The following is a 22,173-nucleotide window of genomic DNA, read 5'->3' as shown; positions in this document are numbered from 1 at the left end:
TGTTGCAGAAAAGCATGCATGAAGCCAGCGTGTGGTGGCAGAACCGGCTCATGAATTGACTTTCCGGGGTTTCCGTCCATTCTTTCCCACCGGACTCAAAGGGTGTTTGGAAATGACCAAGAAAAAGTATGAGGCGCCTGTGCTGCGCAAGGCGGGAAAACTGTCCAGTCTGGTTGCCGGTGGGCCGTCAAAGCAGATCTGAGACGTCGTTGGCTGGGCCGGAGCGTCGGCCAACCAGGCCGCATGACCGGTTGGGCGCGTGACTGCTGGACTTGCCGGCAGAGGGGGAATGCGATGACCAAGAAGCAATATGAGACGCCGGCGCTGCGCAAGGCTGGCAAACTATCCAGCGTCACGGCGGTCATCCTTCAGTCGGGGCCGACGGGTCCGTCGGGCTGACGGCTAAAGCGCGTCGCGCCTGAACGGCCTAATGCGACGCGCTTTATGCATGTCGTTGTCCCAAAACCGCTGCGCACTTTTGGCGACATGCATTAGGTCGCCTGTCAGCGTCTCGGCACACAAAGCCTTCCCGCTAGACCCCCCAGCGTAGCGCGGCTGTGCGCACTGGTGCGTCCCACAATGACGTCGCCTCATCATCCAGCATGGTCAGCGTGATCGAGCAGCCGGCCATGTCGAGCGACGTCACATAGGACCCGACCAGCGAGCGGGTCACCGTCACGCCGTGCTTTTCGAAGATTTTTCGGGCGCTATTGTACATCACATAAAGCTCCATCAGCGGCGTGCCGCCGAAGCCGTTGATGAACAGCAGCGCAGGACCTCTCGCCCTGTCACCGAAATCGCCCAGGATCGCGGTGCAGATTTCTTCGGCGATGACATCGGCGCTTTTTAACGTATCGCGACGCCGGCCGGGCTCGCCGTGAATGCCGACCCCGAATTCCATCTCGCCGTCCCCAATGTCGAAGGTCGGCCTGCCGGCTGCCGGCACGGTGCAACTGGTCAGCGCCACACCCATCGAACGCGTCGCACCGTTGACCCGATCGCCAAGTGCCTTGAGATCCGCCAGCGCCATGCCTCGCTCGGCGGCGGCGCCGACGATCTTCTCGACCACCAGCGTGCCGGCGACGCCGCGCCGGCCGGTGGTGTAGGACGAGTTCTCGACCGCGACGTCGTCATTGATCACCACCTGCAGGACGCCGTCGGTCATCTCGGCCGCCATGTCGAAATTCATCACATCGCCCTCATAATTCTTAACGATGAACAGGCAGCCGGCGCCGGTATCGACGGCCGCCGCAGCCGCCAGCATCTGGTCCGGCGTTGGCGAGGTGAAGACTTGGCCGGGGCAGGCAGCGTCCAGCATGCCGTGGCCGACAAAGCCGGCGTGCAGTGGCTCGTGACCGGAGCCGCCGCCCGAGATCAGCGCCACTTTCCCCGACTTCAGCACCTTGCGGCGGATGAATTTGTGCTCGTCACCCAGCACCAGAATGTCGGCATGGGCGGCAACGAAACCATCGAGGCTTTCGGTCAGCACCGTGTCGACTGAATTCATAAATTTCTTCATGTGTCCTCCCGACACGGCACGCGACAATCAGCCACCACTCCTACCGGTGATGCTGGTGATCTTCTGGATGAATTCGTTGATCGCCCGATCGAGCGCCGCATTCTGCTTGTCGTCACCGAAATCGGGCACGATCAGCGAGACATGGCGTGTCTTGCGCATGCCCGCCGCGATAGACATCTTGCCCGGATGCGCCAGATGGTAGGCGGCGAGAAAATGATCGCGCTCGGCCGGGCTGAAATGGCAGACCGAGAAAATAGCCGGCAAATGTTTTGACGGGATCGGGATCAAATAGGCCGGGCTGGAGATTTGCGTCACAAAGCTGCGGTGCTTGCCCAGCGCATCGGCAAGACGCTGGCGCATGCCCGACGGGCGCTGGTCGATCACCTGCGACAGGATCGTCTTGTAGGCGCGGATCGCCTCTTCTGAGCCGGGTTCTGGTGTCTTGTCGACCATCTCAGCCACGCCTAGACCAAAACATCTGAGATGGCCGCTTTGGCCATGGCGAGTTGGGCAGGGGCCACCGAGAGATCGCGCAGGCCGGCCTCGAGCAGCGCCGGTATTGAGGCCGGGTCGCCGCCGGCATCGCCGCACAGGCTGACCGGAATTTTGGCGCGCAAGCCGAACGCGATCACCGCAGCGATCAGCCGCAGCACGGCCGGATGGCGGACCGAATTGAGGTGTGCCACCGCAGCGTTGTCGCGGGCGGCGGCCATCACATATTGGGTCAAATCGTTGGAGCCGATCGAGAAGAAGGCGACATCGGCAAACGCATCCGGCGCGATCGCCACAGACGGCACCTCGACCATGATGCCGAGCGGCGGCATTTTCTGCGCGATGCCACGCGCGATGAGGCCAGCCTGCTCCTCGGCGAACAGAGCGGCGGCACGTTGGTACTCCTCGGTGACGGCGATCATTGGAAACATCACCTTCAGATTGCCGTGCACGGCGGCGCGCAGCAACGCCCGGATCTGCACACGAAACACGTCCGGCCTTGCCAGCGACAGCCTGATGCCGCGCAGGCCCAGGAACGGGTTGCTCTCCTCGACGGTGAAGCCCGGCACCGGCTTGTCGCCGCCGGCATCGACAGTGCGGATGGTCACCGGCTTCTCGCCTGCCCATTCCAGCACCTTGCGGTAGGCGTGGTACTGCGTTTCCTCATCCAGCGGCGCCTTGCCGAACAGGAATTCGGTGCGCATCAGCCCGACGCCGTCGCAGGTTGCGATGCCGATGCTGCCGACCTCGGACGGATCGGCGATGTTGACCTGTACGCGCACAGTCGTGCCGGCCTTGGTTACCGCCGGTTTCGCCAGATAGGCTTCGGCCTTGTCGCGGCGTGCCGCAAAGGAAGACGACGAACGGCGAAAGATTTCGATCTCGGCCTTTGAGGGCGCCAATACAATGCCGCCATGCTCGGCATCGAGCAGGGCCAGGCCACTGGGATTAGCCGGCGAAGAACCAAGTCCCACTACCATGGGCACACCGCGCGAGCGCGCCAGCATGGCGACGTGGCTGGCGGTGCTGCCGGCCCTCAGCGCGATGCCGCCACCGGCGCTCCAGTCGGTCTCCAGAAAGCGTGTCGGCGCAATGTCCTCGCCATAGAGAATGGCGCCGGCAGGTGCGGCGCTCTCATCCTCCTCGGTCAGCGCGCGCAGCACTCGATCCCGGATGTCACGCATGTCGGCAGCGCGCGCCCGGAAATAATCCTGGTCTGACGTGTCGTAGCCGGCGATCTCGGCGTCCAGCGCCTGCCGCCAGGCCATGTCGGCCGGCATTCCGGACGGGATCGCCGCAAAGGCCGGTCCGGTCAGGGCATCGTCCTCCAGCATGGCGAGCTGGAATTCGAGAATGCCGGCGGCCTCGTCATCGGCGGTTTCGATCAGGGTCGCGAGCCGGTCACTCGCGCTGGCGATAGCTGCTTCCAGTGCAGCCTTCTCCTCGCCGGCCGTCGCCTTGCCCGTGTAACGCGCAGGGCCGTTGTCGAGATTGAACAGCGGCCCTTCGGCATAGCCCGCCGAGGCCGAAATGCCTTGCAGCCTAAGCGGTTCGGGCATGGCCCGCGCCCTCGTCGAAATCGCGCCGCACCAGCTCGGCCAGCGCGCCGACCGCCTCAGTGGCGGCTTCGCCACTGGCCCTGATATGCAGCATGGTGCCTTTCGGCGCTCTGGTCGCCATCACCTTGACGATGCTCTTGGCGTCGAACCACGGGCCGTTGGCGGCAAGCGCAATTTCCACTTCGGCGGCAAAGCTCTTGGCAAGCTTGGTGAACTTCACCGAAGGGCGTGCGTGCAGTCCCACCTCGTGGGTGATCAGGACGGTCGCTTCGGCAAATGCGGACATGCGCTCAAAATTCCCATTCACTCACGACGGCGACAATTCATGCGCCGTCGCCACCACTTCCTTCAGCGAGGCGCCGCCGGACGCCTCCGTCGCGGCCATCACCGCGCCTTCGACGATCGGCGCGTTGCAGACGATAATCTTCTGCGCCCGCGGCTCGCCGATCATTTCCACCGCCATCTCCGAGTTGGTCTCGGCGCCGCCGAGATCGACGAGGATGGCGACACCCGCCTCCGACCACGCCTTTTCGATGGCGCCCATAATCGCCTCGACACTGGTGCCGAGTCCGCCATGGCCGTTTCCGCCGCACCATGCAAGCGGCACTTCGTCGCCCACCATCTGGCGCACCATGTCGGCCGTGCCTTCGGCAACCAGCGGCGAATGCGAGACGATGACGATGCCGACATTGCTCATGGCTGACCTTCCAGCGTTTCGCTGATCGTCCGCACCAGCAGCGCGACCGAGCGTCCGCCGGCATCCATATGGCCGATGGAGCGGTCGCCGAGGAACGAGGCGCGGCCGCGCAGAGCCTTCATCGGCACGGTGGCATCCGCCGCACGATCGGCGATATCGGCGATTTCCGCCGCCGACTTTCCCGCCACCAGCGCCTCGTATGCCGGCTGCAGCACATCAAGCATGGTCTTTTGCCCGACTTGTGATTTGCCGCGCGCGCCCACGGCTTCGATTGCCTTGCCGAAGGCCGCCGTCAGGTTGGCGCGATCCGGCTCCGCCGAAATCTCCTTGCCCAGCGCCAGGAACAGCGTGCCGAACAGCGGTCCGGAAGCACCGCCCACCGTCATCACCAGCTTGGTGCCGATCGCCTTCAGGGCCTCCGGCAGCGGCTTGGCCGAAAACGCCTGGGCCTCGGCCCGCACGGCCTCGAAGCCGCGCTTCATGTTCAGCCCGTGGTCGCCGTCGCCGATCGCCTGGTCCAGCGCGGTCAGCTCTTCCGCGTGAGCGGCAATCGTATCCGCTGCGGCTGTGATCAGCCCGGCAAGGTCCAACGCCGCCATGTCCAAATTCCCGGTTTCGGTCCTGCCGGCAGTATCGAAAGAATTTTCATTCGACAACTGAAGCATGCCATCAGGCCGTTGCATGCAGCGCGGCGGCGGCCGCGAACACTTCGGCCACGGCATGGGCGCCAGGGTCGACCACGCCCTGCAATTTGGTGCCGACATAGGCGGAGCGTCCGGCCTTCGCCTTCTCCATGGCCGCGGTCGCTTCGGCACCGTGCCGGGCGGCTGTCGCCGCCGCCTCCAGGCTTCTGGCATCGAGCGCTTTCAGCGCCGGCTCCAGGGCATCGACCATTGTGCGGTCGCCGATCCTTGCGCCGCCGTAGAAGGTCATGCGGTCAAGGCCGGCAAGCAGCGCCCTGGACAAGGTCGCATCGGAATTGGAAGCCTGCGCTGCTGCGGTGAAGAAGATCGACAACAGCACGCCCGAGGAGCCGCCCATCGCCACGCCCAGAAGATCGCCCACCGCCGCGAGCGTTGCGGCCGGGTCGGCAAGCGGCAGCGTGTCGAGCTTTTCCAGCACGCTGCGCGCGCCGGTCGCCACCGTCGAGCCGGTATCGCCATCGCCCGCCTTGGCGTCCAGCCCGTTCAAAGCCTCTTCGAGCGCGATCAGGCGCTCGCAGACCGTGACGACAAGCCGCCTTGTCCGCGCATCCTCACTTGGCTTGCGCGTCGCGCTTTGTCCGGCTGCCTTCGCCATCGGCACAATGGCAGGCGCTGCAACCGGCTTTGCCGGCATCCAGGCATGCGGGCCGACCGCCGCCAGCAAGGCCGCCTCGCGCACGGCATCGAGCTTGATCAGCGACAGCGAGAAGCCGTTCATGTTGAGCGCCGTCATCAGCGGCCCGGGGCCGATCGCCAGCTTCACCGTCTTGGCCAGTGGCGAGGCTAGCACCGCATTGGCAACCAGCGACATTTCGAGCGGCGGCACCGAGCCGAGATTGTTGATCAGCAGCGCGTGGCTGGCTTTCGGGTCAAGCCGCGCTGCCAGCCGCTCCGCCATGATCGCTACGAGCTTGTCGGCGCTTTGCACCGCGATGCGCTCGACGCCCGGCTCGCCATGAATGCCGAGGCCGAGTTCGCCGTCGTTTTCGCCAAATCGGTCCTCGTGCGGTTGACCCGGGATGGAGCAGGACGACAGCGACATGCCGAGCGAGATGATGTCTTTTGCCGCCGCGCGAGCCGCTGTCGCAATGGACGTCAGATCGCTTCCGGTCTCTGACAAATGGCCTGATATCTTGTGTACGAACAAGGTGCCGGCGACGCCGCGCGGCTGGTTGATGTCCGGCAAAGCGATGTCGTCGGCGACGATCGCCATCTCGACGCGAAAGCCCTCGGCGCGCGCCTTCTCGGCCGCGAGGCCGAAATTGAGCCGGTCGCCGGTGTAGTTCTTGACGATCAGCAGGCAGCCGGCCGGGCCGGTCACCGCGCGGATCGCCGCCAGCACGGCCTCGACGCTCGGCGAGGCAAAGATCTCGCCCGAGACCGCCGCCGTCAGCATGCCCTTGCCGACGAAGCCGGCATGCGACGGTTCGTGCCCGGCGCCGCCGCCGGAAACGACGGCAACTTTTGCCTTGTCCCAGTCGGCGCGCAGCACGACCTTGATCTCGGGATAGCCGTCGAGACGCACCAGATCGCCGGAACCGATGGTCCGCAACAGACCGTCCAGCGCCTCGGTGACGATCGTTTCCCTGCGGTTGAAAAAGTGCTTCATCGAATTCGTCCTGTACTCGTCAATCAGAAGCCGGTGCCGTACCCTTGGCGAGACACCGAAAACCTCACATCAGCCCCATTCACATCAATCTTTGCCCGTCCGTGCCGAAATACAGCGGCGAGCGGTAGCGGATCATGACCCTGTCGCCCTGCGCCAGATCCGTATCGGGATCGGTCAGCGTCACCAGCTTTTTGCTTCCCACCGTCACATGCAGGTGGTTCTGGTCGCCCAGATGCTCGACCCAGTCGACGACACCATCAGAATGGCCGTTCGCAGCTTTCTCGATCGACAGATGTTCGGTGCGCGCGCCGATGGTCTTGGTACCCGCCGGCGTGCCGCCATCCGGCAGCAGACCGGTCGGCAGCAGATTGATCGCCGGCTGGCCGAGCCGTGCCGCAACATGAAGGTTTGCCGGCTCCGAATAGATATTTCGCGGCGTGCCGATCTGCACCAGCACGCCCTCATTGAGGATGCCGATGCGGTCGGCCATCGTCATCGCCTCGATCTGGTCGTGCGTGACATAGAGCATGGTGGCGCCGAGTTCGGTCTGGATACGCTTCAGTTCGAGCCTGAGATCGGCGCGCAGCTTGGCGTCGAGCGACGACAGCGGCTCGTCCATCAGATAGATCGACGGCTTGCGCACCAGCGCGCGGCCGATGGCGACGCGCTGCATCTCGCCACCCGAGAGTTTGGTCGAGCGGTTGTTCAGCTTGTGGTGGATGCGCACCATCCTGGCGACATCCTCGACACGGCGGCGGATCTGCTCCTCCGGCATTTTTCGCGCCGGCGAGCGCAGCGGAAAGGCGAGGTTGTCGAACACCGAAAGGTGCGGATAGAGCGAATATTGCTGGAACACGAAGGCGGTGTCGCGTTCGGCCGGTGACAGCGTCGTCGCATTGTGGCCACCGATATGGATGGTGCCGCTGTCCGGGCGTTCCAGCCCGGCGATCAGTCGCAGCGTCGTCGTCTTGCCGGCCCCGGTCGGCCCGAGCAACACGACGAATTCGCCATCGGCGATGTGCAGGTCGAGATTGTCCACGGCGACCTGCTCGCCAAAGCTCTTGTTCACGTTCCTGATGTGCACGTCAGCCATGCTGCGCTCTCCCTTGAGAGGCTGAATCATGGATCGCGGTGCGCACCGCGCGGCCGGATCCCTTCTCGAACAGCGACAGCCGCGCGCTGCTCAGCGTCAGGCCGACATGATCGCCCGCCGCGAGCCGGATTTCGGCCGGCACCCGGGCCTTGATGATGCCGTCTGCCGTCTCCACCGCGACGATCTGCGTGGTGCCGAGATATTCGGTGCCGTAAATGGCGCCGCGCAGTTTCGAGGCGTCATCGAAACGGATGTGTTCGGGCCTGATGCCAAGCGCCATGTCGGCCGGGGCGATATCCTCGCGCACCTCCGGTACCGCCACCCTGGCGCCCTGGACGACGATCTCCCTGGCACCCTTTGCCAGTCCGCCGCCGAAGCCGAGAAAATTCATCGGCGGCGAGCCGATGAAATCGGCGACGAACATGGTGGCCGGGCGGTCGTAGATTTCGCGTGGGCTGCCGAACTGTTCGATGACGCCATGATTCATGACCGCGATCTTGTCGGCCATCGACATCGCTTCCATCTGGTCGTGGGTGACATAGACGGTGGTGGCGTGGATGCGGTTATGCAGCTCGCGCAGCTCGTGCACCATCAAATCGCGGAACTCGGTGTCGAGCGTGCCGAGCGGCTCGTCCATCAGGAAGCATTTCGGCCGCCGCACGATGGCGCGGCCGAGCGCCACGCGCTGGCGGTCGCCGCCGGCAAGCCCTGAGACCGATTTGTTGAGCAGATGGTCGATGCGCAGCAGCTTCGCTGTCTCTTCGACCCGTTCACGGATTTCGGCCGACGGCATGCCTTGCGCCAAAAGCGGGAAGCCGATGTTCTTGCGCACGTTCATGTGCGGGTAGAGCGCGAACAGCTGGAACACGAAGGCGATGTCGCGTTCCCGCGCCCGCCGCATGGTGACATCCTCGCCGCCGAGCAGGATCTGGCCGCCGGTCGGCAGTTCGAGCCCGGCAATCATGCGCAACGTCGTCGTCTTGCCGCAGCCCGACGGCCCAAGCATGACGAAGAACTCGCCATCCTCGACGACGAAGTTGGAGTCCTGCACGGCGACGAAATCGCCGAAGGCTTTTCTCAGATGCTGAACCCTGATCTCAGCCATCGTCTACTCCGGGAACTTCGATACGATGATGAACATCACGGTGCCGGCAAGCATGGTGATGAAGGAATAGGTGTAGAGCGAAAGCGCGAAGGGCTGGAACAGCATCAGGAAGCCGATGGCGATCAGCGCCGTCGCTATGTTTTCCATGAGGCCGCGCCTGGCCCAGACCGGCCAGCGCGATTTACGTTTTACGGGCTTGATCATTGTCATTTGCGCACCGCGCCGAAGGTGATGCCGCGCAGCAATTGCTTGCGGAGCAGGATGGTGAAGACCAGGATCGGCACCAGGAAGATTGTCGTGCCGGCCGCCACTGCCGGCCAGTCCTGGCCGCCTTCGCCGATGATGGTCGGGATGAAGGGCGGCGCGGTCTGCGCCGTGCCCGAGGTCAGCAGCGCCGCGAAGGCATATTCGTTCCAGGCGAAGATCAGGCAGAAGATGGCGGTTGCGGCAATGCCGGTCGTGGCTTGCGGCAGCACGGTGCGCCAGAAGGCCTGCAGCCGCGTATAGCCGTCGATCATCGCCGCTTCCTCATATTCGCGCGGAATCTCGTCGATGAAGCCCTTCAGCAGCCACACAGCCAGCGACACGTTGACCGCCGTGTAGAGCAGGATCATGCCGAGTGCCGTGTCCGACAGGCCAAGCTCGCGGTACATCAGGTAGATCGGGATGGCGACCGCGATCGGCGGCATGAAGCGCGTCGACAGGATGAAGAACAGAAGGTCATCGGCGAGCGGCACCTTGAAGCGTGAGAAGCCATAGGCCGACAGCGTGCCGAGGAAGACGGCGCAGAAGGTCGAGCCGAAGGCGATGATCAGCGAATTGAGGAAGCGCGGCAGGAAGTTGGACGGGCCGGCGATGACCATGTTGCGCTTGCGCGTGGTCTCGTCGCAGAAGCCGGTCGCCGGACCGAGCGAGTTGATGTACTCCGGCGTCTGCCTTGTGCGCGTCGTGAACAGGTTGCAGTAGCCTTCAAGGCTCGGCTGGAACAGGATCTTGGGCGGATAGGCAATCGAATCCGGCGGCGTCTTGAAGCTGGTGGCAAAGATCCACAGCAGCGGCACGATCGAGATCAGCGCGTAGGCGACGATGATGGCGCCGGCGATCCGCTTCGAATTTGCCGAGGGCGCGACGACCGAATGGGCTGATGTCAGGCTCATCTCTGCTTCACCTTGTTGAGCGCCTTGACGTAGATGTTGGCGAGGCCGAACACCGCGACGAACAGGATGATGGCGAAGGCCGAGGAATAGCCGGTGCGCCAGCTTTCGAAGGCCTGCCGCTTCAGCGTGATCGAGGCGACCTCGGTGGTCGAGCCCGGTCCGCCGCCGGTGAGCAGGTTGACCATGTCGAACATCTTGAAATTCTCGATGCCGCGAAACAGCACCGCCAGCATGATGAAGGGCAGCGCCATCGGCAGCGTGATCGACCAGAACTGCCGCCAGTTGGAAGCGCGGTCGACCTCGGCCGCCTCATAGATGTATTCGGGGATGGAGCGTAAGCCCGCGAGGCAGATCAGCATCACGTAGGGCGTCCACATCCAGGTGTCGACGATGACGATCGACCAGGGCGCCAGCGACACGTTGGAGAGCATGCTGATTTCTGTCGGCGGAATGCCTGATACAAACGACACGGCATAGGCGAACAGCCCGATCTGCGGCTCGTAGAGGAAGCGCCAGAAATTGCCGACCACCGCCGGCGACAGCATCATCGGAACCAGGATGATGGTCGTCCAGAAGGCGTGGCCGCGGAACTTGCGGTCGATCAGCCAGGCCAGCGTGAAGCCGATCACCGTCTGCAAGAGGATGGTCCAGAACACGAAATGCGCCGTCGTCTGCATGGCGATCCAGATGTCCTTGTCGCCAAGGATGCGCTGGTAGTTGGCAAAGCCAAGGTTCTTCACCACCTCGTTGGGGCGGTTGGCGCGGTAGTTGGTGAAGGACAGATAGATCGCCCAGAACAGCGGGAAGATGTTGATGGCCAGAAGCAAAAGCATCGTTGGCGAGATGAACAGCCAGGCGAGGCCCTTGTCGCTGATGCCGCGGACCTTGCGCGCCAACGGCTCCGGGGTCGCCCGGGCAACGCTGTCCGCAGTCCGATTGAGCATGGTGAGTCCTGCTTCGGTCACGTCAAGTCTCTACGATGGAATTTATCTGAACTGCGTCCCGTGCCAAGGGCGGCACGGGACGCTCGGGTCGGGCTCGGGAGGAGCCGTTACATCTTGCCGTCGTCCTGGAACACCTGCGTCCAGTCCTTGACCAGGCCGTCAAGCGCATCCTTGGCCGAACCCTGGCCGGCGACGACATAGTCGTGGAAGCGCTTCTGCGACGCCTGCAGCAGCGGCGCGTAGCTCGGCTCGGCCCAGAAGTCCTTCACGATGGCCATCGAGTCGAGGAAGGTCTGCGCGTAGGGCTGGCTGGCCGGGAAGCCCGGGTCTTTGACCACCGCGTTGAGGCAGGAATAACCACCGAGCGACCACCACTTGGCCTGTACGTCCTTATTGGCGAACCACTTGATGTATTTCAGCGCCGATTCCTGCTTGTCGGAATAGGACACCACCGAGATGCCCTGGCCGCCGAGCTGGGCGAACTGCTCGCCATCGGGACCCTTGGGATTGACGAAATAGCCGATCTTGTCGCCGCCGACATTCTCGTCCTTCTGCAGGCCCGGCCACGTGAAGGCGAAGTTCATGTGCATCGCCACCTGGCCGGATTTGAAGGCATCGACGCCTTCGCCCATGTAGCTGTTCGAGGCGCCCGGAGGGGTGCAGCAATCATAGAGCGCCTTGTAGAACTCCAGCCCCTTGACCGATTTGTCGGAGTTGACGATGCCTTCCATCTCGTAGGGCTTGTCGGGGTTCTCGTATTTGAAGCCGAAGCTGTAGAGCACGTCCATGGCGCCCATGGTGATGCCTTCGGAGCCGCGCTCGGTATAGATCGAGGCGCCATAGACGGTCTTGCCGTCGATCTCGCGCTTCTGGAAGAATTCGGCGATCTGCTTGAGCTGATCGAAGGTGGTCGGCGGGCCGAGATCCCAGCCGTACTTTTCCTTGAATTCCTTCTGCAGTTCCGGCTTGGAGAACCAGTCCTTGCGGTAGGTCCAGCCGACGACGTCGCCCATGGCCGGCAGCGCCCAGTAGTTCGGCGTGTTCTTCGGCCATTCCGAGTAGCCGACGACGGTTGCCGGCACGAAGTCGTCCATGCTGATCTTCTCCTTGTCGAAGAAGTCGTTCAGCTTGACGTAGTGGCCGTTCTCGGCCGAGCCGCCGATCCACTGGCTGTCGCCGATGATCAGGTCGCACAATTTGCCGTGCGAATTCAGCTCATTGAGGAAGCGGTCGGCATAGTTGGTCCACGGCACGAATTCGAACTTCATGCCGATGCCGGTTTCCTTGGTAAAGTCCTTGGACAGTTCCACAAGCGCGTTTGCCGGATCCCAGGCGGCCCAGCAAAGCGTCAGATCTTCTGCATGCGCGGCGTTCGAAAAGCCCGCCGAGGCAGACATCGCCGAGGCCAGTCCCAACGCCAGTTTCAAAGTCGATTTCATGCCTTCCTCCCATTTGCGAAACGCGTCCGGATGACGGTTTCAAGAGCCTTCAACCCCTCTCCTCCGGGGCCTAAACATGGCGGCGCGGTAGCGCGCAGATGTTTAGTAATTTGTTTAGTGATGCAATTTTTACTAAACAACGCAAGCGAATTCGTTGCTGCGTTGCAGCATCACGAAACGAGGATTGAAATCGTTGGGAAATGATTGCCGGAGGGTTCGCCCGGAAGTTGTTTAGCTGGCGTCTCTTACAATTTTGGTCTGTGGCGTCACCGGCCGGACGGGCGGCGCCGGCGGCAGCAATGCGCGGATGTCGGCGAAGGGAAATGTCGGCTCGAAGCGGAAGGCCTCGGCTAGGGAACCGGCGACGCTGTTGCACTGCCCGGCGCGAAACTCATTCTGGACACGCGCTCGGTCGACATATTGTTCCGGCATCTGCGACCGGTGCGCGCGGATCGCCTGCGTTTTGGCATCGCGGTATGCGGAAATGTCGACGTAATGCGTCGGCGAAAATCCAGTGCCGCCCATCGTATCGGCGTGCAGCACCGGCACAGCGAAGGAAGCCGCGATGCGCACGCCGTCCGACAGCGCGCGGTGGTCGGCGTGATAGTCGTTTGGCGCATGCGTGATCACCAGATTTGCTCCGGTCTCGCGTATCAGCGTTTTCAGCGAACCGATCAGCGCCGCATCGGCCACCAGTTCGCCGTCGGGAAAGTCGAAGAATCGTGGGGTCGCGCCGAGCAACGCCGCAGCGGCCGTCGCTTCCTCGCGCCGGACACGAGCCAAAACGCTCGGGTCTCCCTTGCCGCCCTTGGCGCCATCCGTGGCTATGGCGAAAGTCAGGTCTGCGCCTTGCGCCGCATAGGCGGCCAGCGTACCGAACATGAATATCTCGATGTCGTCCGGATGCGCCCCGAGCGCCAATACCTTCACCGCACTCTCCCCGGAAATGGAAAAACGTGACGAACGGAATCCTGCTCGCCCTCATCGCCTATGCAAGCTATTCGTGCAGTGATGCCGTTATCAAGAGCCTTGGCGCACAGTTCACCGTCTTCGAGATCGCCTTCTTCGTGACGCTGTTTGCCGGCGGCTTCCTGTTTTTCAGCCGACCGGCCGATGAGCGCTGGCGTGGTTTCTGGCGCACGAAGCGGCCATGGGCGGTGCACGCGCGCGCCTGGGCCGGCATGGCATCCGGCCTGCTCAGCGTCTATGCCTTCACCACCATTCCGCTGGCCGAGACCTATGCGCTGATCTTCCTGGCGCCGCTCTGCGTCACCATCCTGTCGACGCTGGTGCTCAAGGAGAAGGTCGGCCCCTGGCGCTGGCTGGCGGTGTTTGCCGGCTTTGCCGGCGTCATGCTGGTGGTGCGGCCGGGTTTTCGCGAATTGCATCTCGGCCACCTTGCCGCCTTCGCCGTCGCCTTCCTTGCCGCCACCAACGTCACCCTGACCCGTTCGCWGGCGCAGCAGGAAAAGCGCACCACCATGTTGGGCGTGCTGGTTGGCTATGGCCTGGTGTTCAACGGCATAGGCGCCGTCGCCACATCGTTTACCCTGCCCAACGCGATGCAGCTGCTGTGGCTGGTGATGGCGGGCGCGTTCGCCGCTTGCGGACAGTTGCTGCAGCTGCTGGCCGCCAAATACGCGCCCGCCAACCGTATCGCGCCGACGCATTATTCGCAGATCGTCTGGGCGGTGATCCTCGGCGCCCTGTTCTTCCAGGAATATCCCGACTGGCTGTCCCTGGTCGGCCTTGCGGTCGTCGGCGCTTCCGGCCTGCTGACCATGGTGCGCGAGGAAGTGCGGCTGGGCACGGTGCGCTGGAACCCGTTTTCGCGGACGAGGCTTTGAGCGGACGCCGGTTGCGCGGCAATGGCGACCGCTGATATGCGGACGCGATGACGACAAGACCCTTGCCGGAGCTTCCGGTGTCCGCCGTACTGCCGGCGCTGAGCGAGGCGCTCGGCGCCGGCAACAGCGCCGTGCTGGTGGCGCCGCCTGGCGCCGGCAAGACGACTTTGGTGCCTCTGGCGCTGCTCGATGCGCCATGGCTGGGTGCCGGTAAGATCGTCCTGCTCGAACCGCGCCGGCTCGCCGCCCGCGCCGCCGCCCGTCGTATGGCTGAACTGCTCGGTGAAGAGCCCGGCGGCACCGTCGGCTATGCCATGCGGATGGAAAACCGCACCTCTGCCCGGACAAAAATCCTGGTCGTCACCGAAGGCGTGCTGGCGCGCATGATCCTCGACGATCCCGAACTGCCCGGCATCTCGGCAGTCATTTTCGATGAGTTCCACGAACGCTCGCTCGACGGCGATTTTGGTCTCGCGCTGGCGCTGGACGTGCAAAGCGCGCTACGGCCGGATTTGCGGCTGCTGGTGATGTCGGCGACGCTCGACGGCGCGCGCGTTGCGAAACTCCTGTCCGGCGCCCCGGTGATCGAAAGCCAAGGCCGCGCCTTTCCCGTCGACATCCGTTACGACGAACGGCCAGCCGGAATCCCCATCGAGGACGCCATGGCCAAGGCGATCCGCTCGGCGCTGGCTGAGGAGAGCGGCAGCGTACTCGCCTTCCTGCCTGGCCAGCGCGAGATCGAGCGCACCGCCGAGCGGCTGCAGGGCCGCCTCGGCGCCGACACCGACATCGTTCCGCTCTACGGCCAACTCGACAACAGGGCGCAGGACGCCGCCATCAAACCGGCGCCGCCGGGTCGTCGCAAGGTGGTGCTGGCGACGTCGATCGCAGAGACCTCGATCACCATCGACGGCGTGCGCGTCGTCATCGATTCCGGCCTGTCGCGGCTGCCGCGCTATGAGCCGGCGAGTGGCCTGACGCGGCTGGAGACGGTGCGTGTTTCCAGGGCATCGGCCGACCAGCGCGCCGGCCGCGCCGGCCGCACGCAGGCCGGCGTCGCCATCCGCCTTTGGCGAGCCGAGCAGACGGCGGCACTTCCCGCCTTCACCCCGCCCGAGATCCTCGAAGCCGATCTGTCCGGCCTGCTGCTCGACTGCGCAGCTTTCGGCGTCGCCGATCCGGCGCGCCTCTCCTTCCTCGATCCGCCGCCCGCCCCGGCGCTCAACGAAGCGCGGACGCTGCTCGGCGCACTGCACGCTATTGATGACGCCGGCCGGCTGACGGAGCAGGGCGGCGCGATGCGCAAGCTGGCGTTGCCGGTAAGGCTGGCGCACATGGTCGCTGAAGCCGCAGGTACCGGCCACGCGCTCGAAGCGGCGACGCTCGCCGTGCTGCTCACCGAGCGTGGTCTCGGCGGTGACGGCGCCGACCTCGAACGGCGGCTGATACGCTTTCGCGCCGAGAAATCGCCGCGCGCCATTGCGGCAAGGCAGCTTGCCGAGCGGCTGGCCAAACCCTCCCCCTTGAGGGGAGGGTCGATCCGCGAAGCGGATCGGGGTGGGGTCGGTTCGGGCACGCCATCGCCGAGCACGCCACCGGCGACCCCACCCCGTCTCGCCCGTCTTGCTGCGCAAGCCGTGTTCGCCGACCCTCCCCTCAAGGGGGAGGGTGCCGGCGCTCTCCTCATCCACGCCTGGCCGGACCGCGTCGCCAAGGCGCGTGGCGAGCGCGGTCGTTTCGTGCTGGCCAACGGCTCCGGCGCCATGCTGGACGCCGCCGATCCGCTGGCAGGCGAGGCCTGGCTGGTCGTTGCCGATTTGCAGGGCAAGGCGCAGAATGCCCGCATCACCGCGGCGGCAGCGGTCGACGAGGCCGACATCCGCGCGGCACTCTCCGACAGGATCGAGACCCGCCGCGAGGCGAGCTTCGACCGCGAGCGGCGCGCGGTGCGCGTGCGCGAGACCGCCCGCCTCGGCGCTATCACTCTGTCCGAGCGCATGTTGCCGGCGCCCTCCGGCGCCGATGCGGATCAGGCGATCCTCGACGCATTGCGCGAACACGGCCTGTCGCTGCTGGAGTGGGGCAAGGACGGAGAGACGCTGCGGCAGCGCCTCGGCTGGCTGCATCGCGGCCTCGGCGCGCCGTGGCCCGACGTTTCGGACGCCGCCCTGCTCGAACGCCTCGACGACTGGCTGCTGCCGTTCCTGCCCGGCAAGGCGTCCTTCGCATCGATCGATCCAGGTGCGCTGTCGTCAGGCCTGATGGCCCTGGTGCCGCATGATCTGCAGCGCAAGATAAATACGCTGGCGCCGACCCATTTCGACGCGCCGTCCGGCAGCCACGTGCCGATCCGCTATGACGGCGAATGGCCGGTGCTGGCGATCCGCGTGCAGGAGCTGTTCGGCCTCGACCGCCATCCCGCTATCGCCAACGGCACTGTGCCGCTGACGCTGGAGCTGTTGTCGCCGGCGCATCGGCCGATCCAGACGACGCGCGACCTGCCCGGCTTCTGGCGCGGCTCCTGGGCCGATGTGCGCACCGACATGCGCGGCCGCTATCCCCGCCATGTCTGGCCGGAAAATCCGCTGCTCGCCGTCGCCACGGCGCGGGCAAAACCGCAGGGGACCTAGACCATGATCCCGAAAAGTGGAAACCGGTTTTCGGAAAAGATCATGGTCAAACAGTAGCGCTTGTTCTTTCCCGGTTATAATCCTTGGCCATGATCAACATTCTGCACGCGCCAGACTTCCAGCAAAGCCAGCGTCTGCGCCTCAACACGCTGATCCGGCTGCGCTGGCTGGCTATTGTCGGCCAGAGCCTGACGGTCCTGGTCGTCGCCTATGGGCTGAAATTCCCGCTGCCGGTCAGCCTCTGCTTCGCGCTGATCGCCTGTTCGGCCTGGCTCAACCTCGTGCTGACCTTCCGCTATCCGGCGGCACACAGGCTGACCCCGTTCCCGGCCTTCTTCATCCTGACCTTCGACAGCCTGCAGCTTGCCGGCCTGCTCTACATGACCGGCGGTCTCACCAATCCGTTTTCGCTGCTGATGACCGTGCCTGTGGTCGTCTCGGCGACATCGTTGCCACTGCGGCTGACCGCCATTCTCGGCGGGCTGGTGATAGTGGGGGCAAGCTTGCTGGTGTTCTTCCATCTGCCGCTGCCCTGGTACGACGGCGCGCCGCTGCCGATGCCATTCATCTATGTCGCCGGCATATGGATGGCTGTGTTCTCGTCGATCGCCTTTACCGCCATCTACGCCTTCCGCGTCGCCGAGGAGGCCCGCCTGCTCGCCAATGCGCTTGCCGCCACCGAACTGGTGCTGCAGCGCGAACAGCATCTGTCGGCGCTGGATGGCCTCGCCGCCGCTGCCGCGCATGAGCTCGGCACGCCGCTCGCCACCATTGCGCTTGTCTCCAAGGAGATGGAGAAGGCGCTGGGTGACGACCCGAAATATGGCGAGGACGTCAAACTTCTGCGGTCGCAGAGCGAGCGCTGCCGCGAGATCCTGAAGCGCCTCACCAGCCTGTCCTCCGAGGGCGAGGCGCATCTGTCGCGGCTGCCGCTGACCTCGCTGGTCGAAGAGGTGACGGCGCCTCACCGCGATTTCGGCATCTCGATCAAGCTTCGGCCGGGCGAGCGCATCGGCCCCGAACCGGTGGGACGGCGCAATCCCGGTGTCATCTACGGCCTCGGCAATCTGGTCGAGAACGCCGTCGACTTCGCCCGCACGGCCGTCACCGTGCGCTGGAGCTGGGACGAGCTCGACGTCACCTTCTCCATTATCGACGATGGGCCGGGCTTTCCGCCCGAAATCATCGACCGCATCGGCGAGCCCTATATGTCGACACGCCAGGGCAATGAAGCCGGCGGCGGCCTCGGTCTCGGACTGTTCATCGCCAAGACCTTGCTCGAACGCTCGGGCGCCACGCTCGATTTCCGCAATTCGAGCGGGCTGGGCGAGGGCGCCATCGTGCAGATATCGTGGCCGCGCACGGTCTTCCTCAACCCGGAATCGGTGGGGATCTCGATGTTCGACACAGCCTGAAGCATTTTGATTTGGCGCATGATCCTTTCCGAAAATCGATTACGATTTTCGGGGCCATGCGCTGGCCGAGACCGGCAAAATTGGACAATGGCGTTCAGGAACTATATCTGCGTAAAATTAAGGCAGCAGGATTTTTTGAGACAATGACTGGCGAAGAAACAATCGGTGCAATGGTTGAAGGCGAGGACACCTCGCTGCTGATCGTCGACGACGACAAGCCGTTCCTGACGCGGCTGGCCCGCGCCATGGAAACCAGGGGTTTCGTGGTCGAGACGGCCGAGAGTGTCGAGGAGGCGGTGGCCAAGGCGCGCGCCCATCCGCCGGCCTATGCGGTGGTCGACATGCGGCTTGGCGACGGCAACGGCCTCGACGTCGTCGCCGCCATTCGCGAGAAGCGCGACGACGCCCGCACCGTCATCCTCACCGGTTACGGCAACATCGCCACCGCGGTGACGGCGGTGAAGCTCGGCGCCATCGACTATCTGTCGAAGCCCGCCGATGCCGACGATGTCTTCGCGGCCCTCACCCGCACCGCCGGCGAACGCGCCGCACCCCCCGAAAACCCGATGTCGGCCGACCGCGTGCGCTGGGAACACATCCAGCGCGTCTACGAAATGTGCGACCGCAACGTCTCCGAAACCGCGCGCCGGCTGAACATGCATCGCCGCACGCTGCAGCGGATACTGGCCAAGCGCGCACCGCGTTAGAGACTGTTTGGAAATTCTACTCTGGCGGCCATCTGATGGCGTTTTCTCCGCTTCCGGTGCTCACGGACCCAAATGTCCGCTCCGCTCCGGTTCTCGAAACCACCACCATATGACTCGCCAGAGCGAATTTCGAAACGGTCTCTGAGAGGGCAGAAGACACATGCGCGACGAGCGGCCGAAATCCATCCTTCGCGAATTCCTCGATGGCGAGGCGGCGGGCGGCATCATCCTGATGGTGGCGGCAGCCCTTGCGCTGATCGTTGCCAATTCGCCGCTGGCCGAAACCTATTTCGCGGCACTCCACGCCTATCTCGGCCCGCTCAGCCTCTCGCACTGGATCAATGACGGGCTGATGGCGGTGTTCTTCCTGCTGGTCGGCCTCGAGATCAAACGCGAGATGCTGGACGGCCAGCTCTCGACCTGGCCGCGCCGCGTGCTGCCGGGCGTCGCCGCCGCCGGCGGCATGCTGGTGCCGGCGCTGGTCTATGTCGCCATCAACCGAAACAACGCCGCCGCGCTCTCCGGTTGGGCGATCCCGACCGCCACCGATATCGCCTTTGCGCTGGGTGTCCTGTCGCTGCTCGGCAACCGCGTGCCGGCGTCGCTGAAAATATTTCTCACCGCGCTCGCCATCATCGACGATCTCGGCGCCGTCATCATCATCGCCATCTTCTACACAAGCGGCCTGTCGCTGGCCTATCTCGGCGCCGCCTTTGCCGTCATCGCGGTGCTCATCGTGCTCAACCGCATGCGGGTGACGACGCTGACGCCCTATCTCGTGCTTGGCGCTATCCTGTGGGTGCTGGTGCTGAAATCGGGCGTGCATGCGACGCTGGCCGGCGTGGCGCTGGCGCTGACCATCCCGCTCAAGGTCTCTCCCGGCAGCGGCCACGATCTCGACCATTCGCCGCTGCACCGGCTGGAGCACGGCCTGCACAAGATCGTTCCCTTCTTCGTCATTCCGATCTTCGGTTTTGCCAATGCCGGCGTGTCGTTGGCCGGCCTCAGCGCCGCTGCCCTGGTCGAGCCGCTGACGCTCGGCGTCGCCGCCGGCCTCGTCCTGGGCAAGCTGGTCGGCGTCTTCGGCTCGTCGGCGCTGGCGATCCGGCTCGGCTTCGCCGACCTGCCGGTCAACGCCGGCTGGCTGCACATGATCGGCATTTCGCTGCTCTGCGGCATCGGCTTCACCATGAGCTTGTTCATCGGCCTTCTCGCCTTCGCCAGCGACGTGGCGCTGCAGGACGCGGTCAAGGTCGGCATCCTCGCGGGCTCGCTGATTGCAGCGCTGCTGGGTGCCGCCGTACTGCTGATGGCGCCGGCGGCGGGTGAGGCTACTGACGAGGATTAAGGCCAGACAGGCGGCAAGCCGAAGGCCTGAAACAAGTCTTGGCCGAGCGGACCGACATAGACCGTCAGCAAGGCGATCCTGTCATCGGCAGGCTCGATGACATGCAGGGATTGGGCTCGCCACACGGGATCCTGGTGGCGGCGCGCGTAGACCGCAACCGCGGGCTGGCCGTTGGCGCCGGTGGCGACCGCATGGTAGCCGGCGAAATTGCCCCAGACGGTCTCGAAGAAACCCCGGATCGCCTCACGTCCCTGGTACCAGTCCCGCCATGGCGGCATGTGATAGGTGGCATCCTCGCGCAGCAGTTCGATCAGACCGTCGAGACTGGCAGCCTGCCAGGCCCGCATGTAGCGTTCGAGCAACTGGGCCTCCTGGCGGCTGGGCTGCGATCGATGCAGGGGACGTCCCTGCTTGTATCGCGCGCCAAGCGTCGCACGGGCCCGCTGCAGGGCGCTGTTGATCGAAGCGGTCGACCCGCCCAGCAATTGTGCCGTCTCAAGCGCCGACCACCCCAGCACGTCGCACAGCAAAAGGGCGGCCCGCTGCCTGGGCGGCAGAAGCTGGATCGCGGCGACGAAGGCCAGTTGCACGGCCTCGCGTGTTTCGTAGCGTGCTTCCGGACCGGGCTCGCCGTCAACGAGGTCCGGAAGCTCCGCGTCAGGATAAGGCTCCAGCCAGGTGAGCTCCGGCGCCGGCCCGCCTGTGGCCGGCCCGCGCGAGGGCGGACGCTCGGGCTGCTGGAGAAGGCGATGCGTCGCCGACCTCGCCTTGAGCGCGTTCAGGCAGCTGTTGGTGGCGATCGTGTAGAGCCAGCCGCGCAGCGAGCCTCGCGCGTCGAATTGCGACCGCCCGCGCCAGGCCCGCAGAAACGTATCCTGGACAAGGTCGTCCGCCTCGTGCAGCGAACCCATCATCCGGTAGCAATGGACCTTGAGCGCGCGGCGGTGGGCCGCCGTGAGACGCTCGAAGGCCGGCCGATCGAGGATCGGTCGGCCCAGTGGCTCAACAGGGCCAGGAGCATCCTTCATAGGCAGCCTGCGGTGCTGAAATCGCCATGCATCCTGAGCGCCTCAGGCCGCTGCCGCAAGTCCGCTGCCACTGACGGTGAAGGAGCTGCCTTCCGATTTCCCGGTGGCGAGCGCGACCACCGCGCGGCCGACATCGGCCGGCGTCTGCATGTCGGTCATGCTCGCGAGGACGTCCGCGGGCTGGATGCCCAAATAAGCCGCAAAGCCATCGAGCCCGGCATCGCCTATGCCGGTCCCTGGCATGATGCGAGCCGGTGCGAGCGCCATAAAGCGCAGGTCCAGTCCAAGCCGATCCGATTCCTTTTGGCAATGACCGGCCAGGAACATCTGCATGCGTTTTGCGCCTGCATACCCGCCGGCGAACGGCGGTCCGCCGCTCAAGGCTGCGCCACTGGAGATCAGCACCAGCCGGCTCCCCGGCTTGAGCGGATTGTTGAGCGCGGCCTTGCAGAACAGGAATGCCGCCTTGACGTCAGTTTCCCAGTTTGCGGAGAAGACCTCCCAGCTCTGTTCCTGCAAAGGCGCGGAGGGGGCAAGGGCGCCGGCGCAGATCACCAGCACATCCGGCGCAAGTGTGTCGAAAACCGCTTCGGGCGCGGCCTCCTTTGTCGCGTCGACCGCAAGGGTCTTCACGCCTGGTTTCTCCCAGGAAAGCTCCTTCAGCGCCGCTGCGCCACGGGCAACGGCAAGCACTGTCGCGCCCTCGCCAAGCGCAGCCTCCACGATTGAGCGGCCAACACCCCGGCTGCCTCCGACGACGACGACATTCTGACCTTGTAACGATCGCATGGATCACCTCGCTCTCCGGCCACTGGACCATCCAGCGCCTATTGATCAGGGCAGCGCAGGGGAGTGGAAATCATCGGTGCAGGATAAAAAA

Annotated in this window: 21 protein-coding genes; 5 read left to right on the top strand and 16 right to left on the bottom strand. The window is 64.7% G+C overall.

The window, feature by feature from the left end; translation table 11 throughout:
• Positions 1-532: 532 nt before the first annotated feature.
• The 14 genes from dhaK to AC1DYO_RS00290 form a co-directional block, all read right to left on the bottom strand.
• Complete coding sequence (gene dhaK, locus AC1DYO_RS00355) at positions 533-1,519, bottom strand: dihydroxyacetone kinase subunit DhaK (protein WP_477259220.1); 987 nt, start codon at positions 1,517-1,519, stop codon at positions 533-535.
• Between the two features lie 27 nt (positions 1,520-1,546).
• The gene (locus AC1DYO_RS00350) at positions 1,547-1,972 is read right to left on the bottom strand and encodes a hypothetical protein (RefSeq protein WP_477259218.1); all 426 of its coding nucleotides are present in this window, start codon (positions 1,970-1,972) and stop codon (positions 1,547-1,549) included.
• A gap of 11 nt (positions 1,973-1,983) precedes the next feature.
• On the bottom strand, positions 1,984-3,570 hold the full coding sequence (gene ptsP, locus AC1DYO_RS00345; protein WP_477259216.1) for a phosphoenolpyruvate--protein phosphotransferase: 1,587 nt from the start codon (positions 3,568-3,570) through the stop codon (positions 1,984-1,986).
• Positions 3,554-3,856, bottom strand: coding sequence for an HPr family phosphocarrier protein (locus AC1DYO_RS00340; protein ID WP_181056479.1), 303 nt, complete (start codon positions 3,854-3,856; stop codon positions 3,554-3,556). Before AC1DYO_RS00340 ends, ptsP begins: the two co-directional genes overlap by 17 nt.
• 21 nt (positions 3,857-3,877) lie before the next feature.
• Positions 3,878-4,267: a dihydroxyacetone kinase phosphoryl donor subunit DhaM gene (gene dhaM, locus AC1DYO_RS00335; RefSeq protein ID WP_006206912.1), complete on the bottom strand. Its 390-nt coding sequence runs from the start codon at positions 4,265-4,267 to the stop codon at positions 3,878-3,880.
• The gene (dhaL, locus tag AC1DYO_RS00330; protein ID WP_477259213.1) at positions 4,264-4,866 is read right to left on the bottom strand and encodes a dihydroxyacetone kinase subunit DhaL; all 603 of its coding nucleotides are present in this window, start codon (positions 4,864-4,866) and stop codon (positions 4,264-4,266) included. The genes dhaM and dhaL overlap by 4 nt, the downstream gene beginning before the upstream one ends.
• A 70-nt stretch (positions 4,867-4,936) precedes the next feature.
• The gene (locus AC1DYO_RS00325; protein WP_477259211.1) at positions 4,937-6,580 is read right to left on the bottom strand and encodes a dihydroxyacetone kinase subunit DhaK; all 1,644 of its coding nucleotides are present in this window, start codon (positions 6,578-6,580) and stop codon (positions 4,937-4,939) included.
• Between the two features lie 79 nt (positions 6,581-6,659).
• On the bottom strand, positions 6,660-7,673 hold the full coding sequence (locus AC1DYO_RS00320; RefSeq protein WP_477259209.1) for an ABC transporter ATP-binding protein: 1,014 nt from the start codon (positions 7,671-7,673) through the stop codon (positions 6,660-6,662).
• The gene (locus AC1DYO_RS00315) at positions 7,666-8,778 is read right to left on the bottom strand and encodes an ABC transporter ATP-binding protein (RefSeq protein ID WP_477259207.1); all 1,113 of its coding nucleotides are present in this window, start codon (positions 8,776-8,778) and stop codon (positions 7,666-7,668) included. Before AC1DYO_RS00315 ends, AC1DYO_RS00320 begins: the two co-directional genes overlap by 8 nt.
• 3 nt (positions 8,779-8,781) lie before the next feature.
• Entirely contained in the window at positions 8,782-8,988 is a 207-nt protein-coding gene (locus AC1DYO_RS00310) for a hypothetical protein (RefSeq protein WP_477241236.1), read from the bottom strand.
• Positions 8,985-9,935, bottom strand: a complete 951-nt coding sequence (locus AC1DYO_RS00305; RefSeq protein WP_477241238.1) for a carbohydrate ABC transporter permease — start codon at positions 9,933-9,935, stop codon at positions 8,985-8,987. The genes AC1DYO_RS00310 and AC1DYO_RS00305 overlap by 4 nt, the downstream gene beginning before the upstream one ends.
• On the bottom strand, positions 9,932-10,879 hold the full coding sequence (locus tag AC1DYO_RS00300; protein WP_477241872.1) for a carbohydrate ABC transporter permease: 948 nt from the start codon (positions 10,877-10,879) through the stop codon (positions 9,932-9,934). Before AC1DYO_RS00300 ends, AC1DYO_RS00305 begins: the two co-directional genes overlap by 4 nt.
• A gap of 107 nt (positions 10,880-10,986) precedes the next feature.
• Positions 10,987-12,318: an ABC transporter substrate-binding protein gene (locus AC1DYO_RS00295; protein WP_477259205.1), complete on the bottom strand. Its 1,332-nt coding sequence runs from the start codon at positions 12,316-12,318 to the stop codon at positions 10,987-10,989.
• A 231-nt stretch (positions 12,319-12,549) separates the two neighbouring features.
• Positions 12,550-13,248 carry a PIG-L deacetylase family protein gene (locus tag AC1DYO_RS00290; protein WP_477259203.1) on the bottom strand — a complete coding sequence of 233 codons (699 nt, stop codon included), beginning with the start codon at positions 13,246-13,248 and terminating at the stop codon, positions 12,550-12,552.
• Positions 13,249-13,274: 26 nt separating this feature from the next.
• Here AC1DYO_RS00290 and AC1DYO_RS00285 point away from each other — a divergent pair, with 26 nt between their 5' ends.
• The 5 genes from AC1DYO_RS00285 (at position 13,275) to nhaA (ending at position 20,265) form a co-directional block, all read left to right on the top strand.
• Complete coding sequence (locus tag AC1DYO_RS00285) at positions 13,275-14,165, top strand: DMT family transporter (RefSeq protein WP_477259201.1); 891 nt, start codon at positions 13,275-13,277, stop codon at positions 14,163-14,165.
• Positions 14,166-14,212: 47 nt separating this feature from the next.
• Positions 14,213-16,795 carry an ATP-dependent helicase HrpB gene (hrpB, locus tag AC1DYO_RS00280; protein ID WP_477259199.1) on the top strand — a complete coding sequence of 861 codons (2,583 nt, stop codon included), beginning with the start codon at positions 14,213-14,215 and terminating at the stop codon, positions 16,793-16,795.
• A gap of 89 nt (positions 16,796-16,884) precedes the next feature.
• Positions 16,885-18,210 (top strand): ActS/PrrB/RegB family redox-sensitive histidine kinase, encoded by a 1,326-nt coding sequence (locus AC1DYO_RS00275; protein WP_477259197.1) that lies wholly within the window; start codon positions 16,885-16,887, stop codon positions 18,208-18,210.
• 143 nt (positions 18,211-18,353) lie between these two features.
• Positions 18,354-18,917 (top strand): ActR/PrrA/RegA family redox response regulator transcription factor, encoded by a 564-nt coding sequence (locus AC1DYO_RS00270; protein WP_112560594.1) that lies wholly within the window; start codon positions 18,354-18,356, stop codon positions 18,915-18,917.
• A 160-nt stretch (positions 18,918-19,077) separates the two neighbouring features.
• Positions 19,078-20,265 carry a Na+/H+ antiporter NhaA gene (nhaA, locus tag AC1DYO_RS00265; RefSeq protein ID WP_477259195.1) on the top strand — a complete coding sequence of 396 codons (1,188 nt, stop codon included), beginning with the start codon at positions 19,078-19,080 and terminating at the stop codon, positions 20,263-20,265.
• Here nhaA and AC1DYO_RS00260 read toward each other — a convergent pair.
• Positions 20,262-21,293, bottom strand: coding sequence for an RNA polymerase subunit sigma-70 (locus tag AC1DYO_RS00260; protein ID WP_477259193.1), 1,032 nt, complete (start codon positions 21,291-21,293; stop codon positions 20,262-20,264). The two genes, nhaA and AC1DYO_RS00260, sit on opposite strands and share 4 nt — an antisense overlap.
• Before the next feature lie 42 nt (positions 21,294-21,335).
• A complete protein-coding gene (locus AC1DYO_RS00255) occupies positions 21,336-22,082 on the bottom strand; it encodes an SDR family NAD(P)-dependent oxidoreductase (RefSeq protein WP_477259191.1) in 747 nt (248 codons plus the stop codon).
• Between the last annotated feature and the right edge of the window lie 91 nt (positions 22,083-22,173).

It is taken from the genome of Mesorhizobium sp. P2_F5 (genome assembly GCF_056403715.1).
The sequence above is the reverse complement of the archived record's forward strand: the minus strand, read 5'-3'. Positions and strand labels throughout refer to the sequence as shown.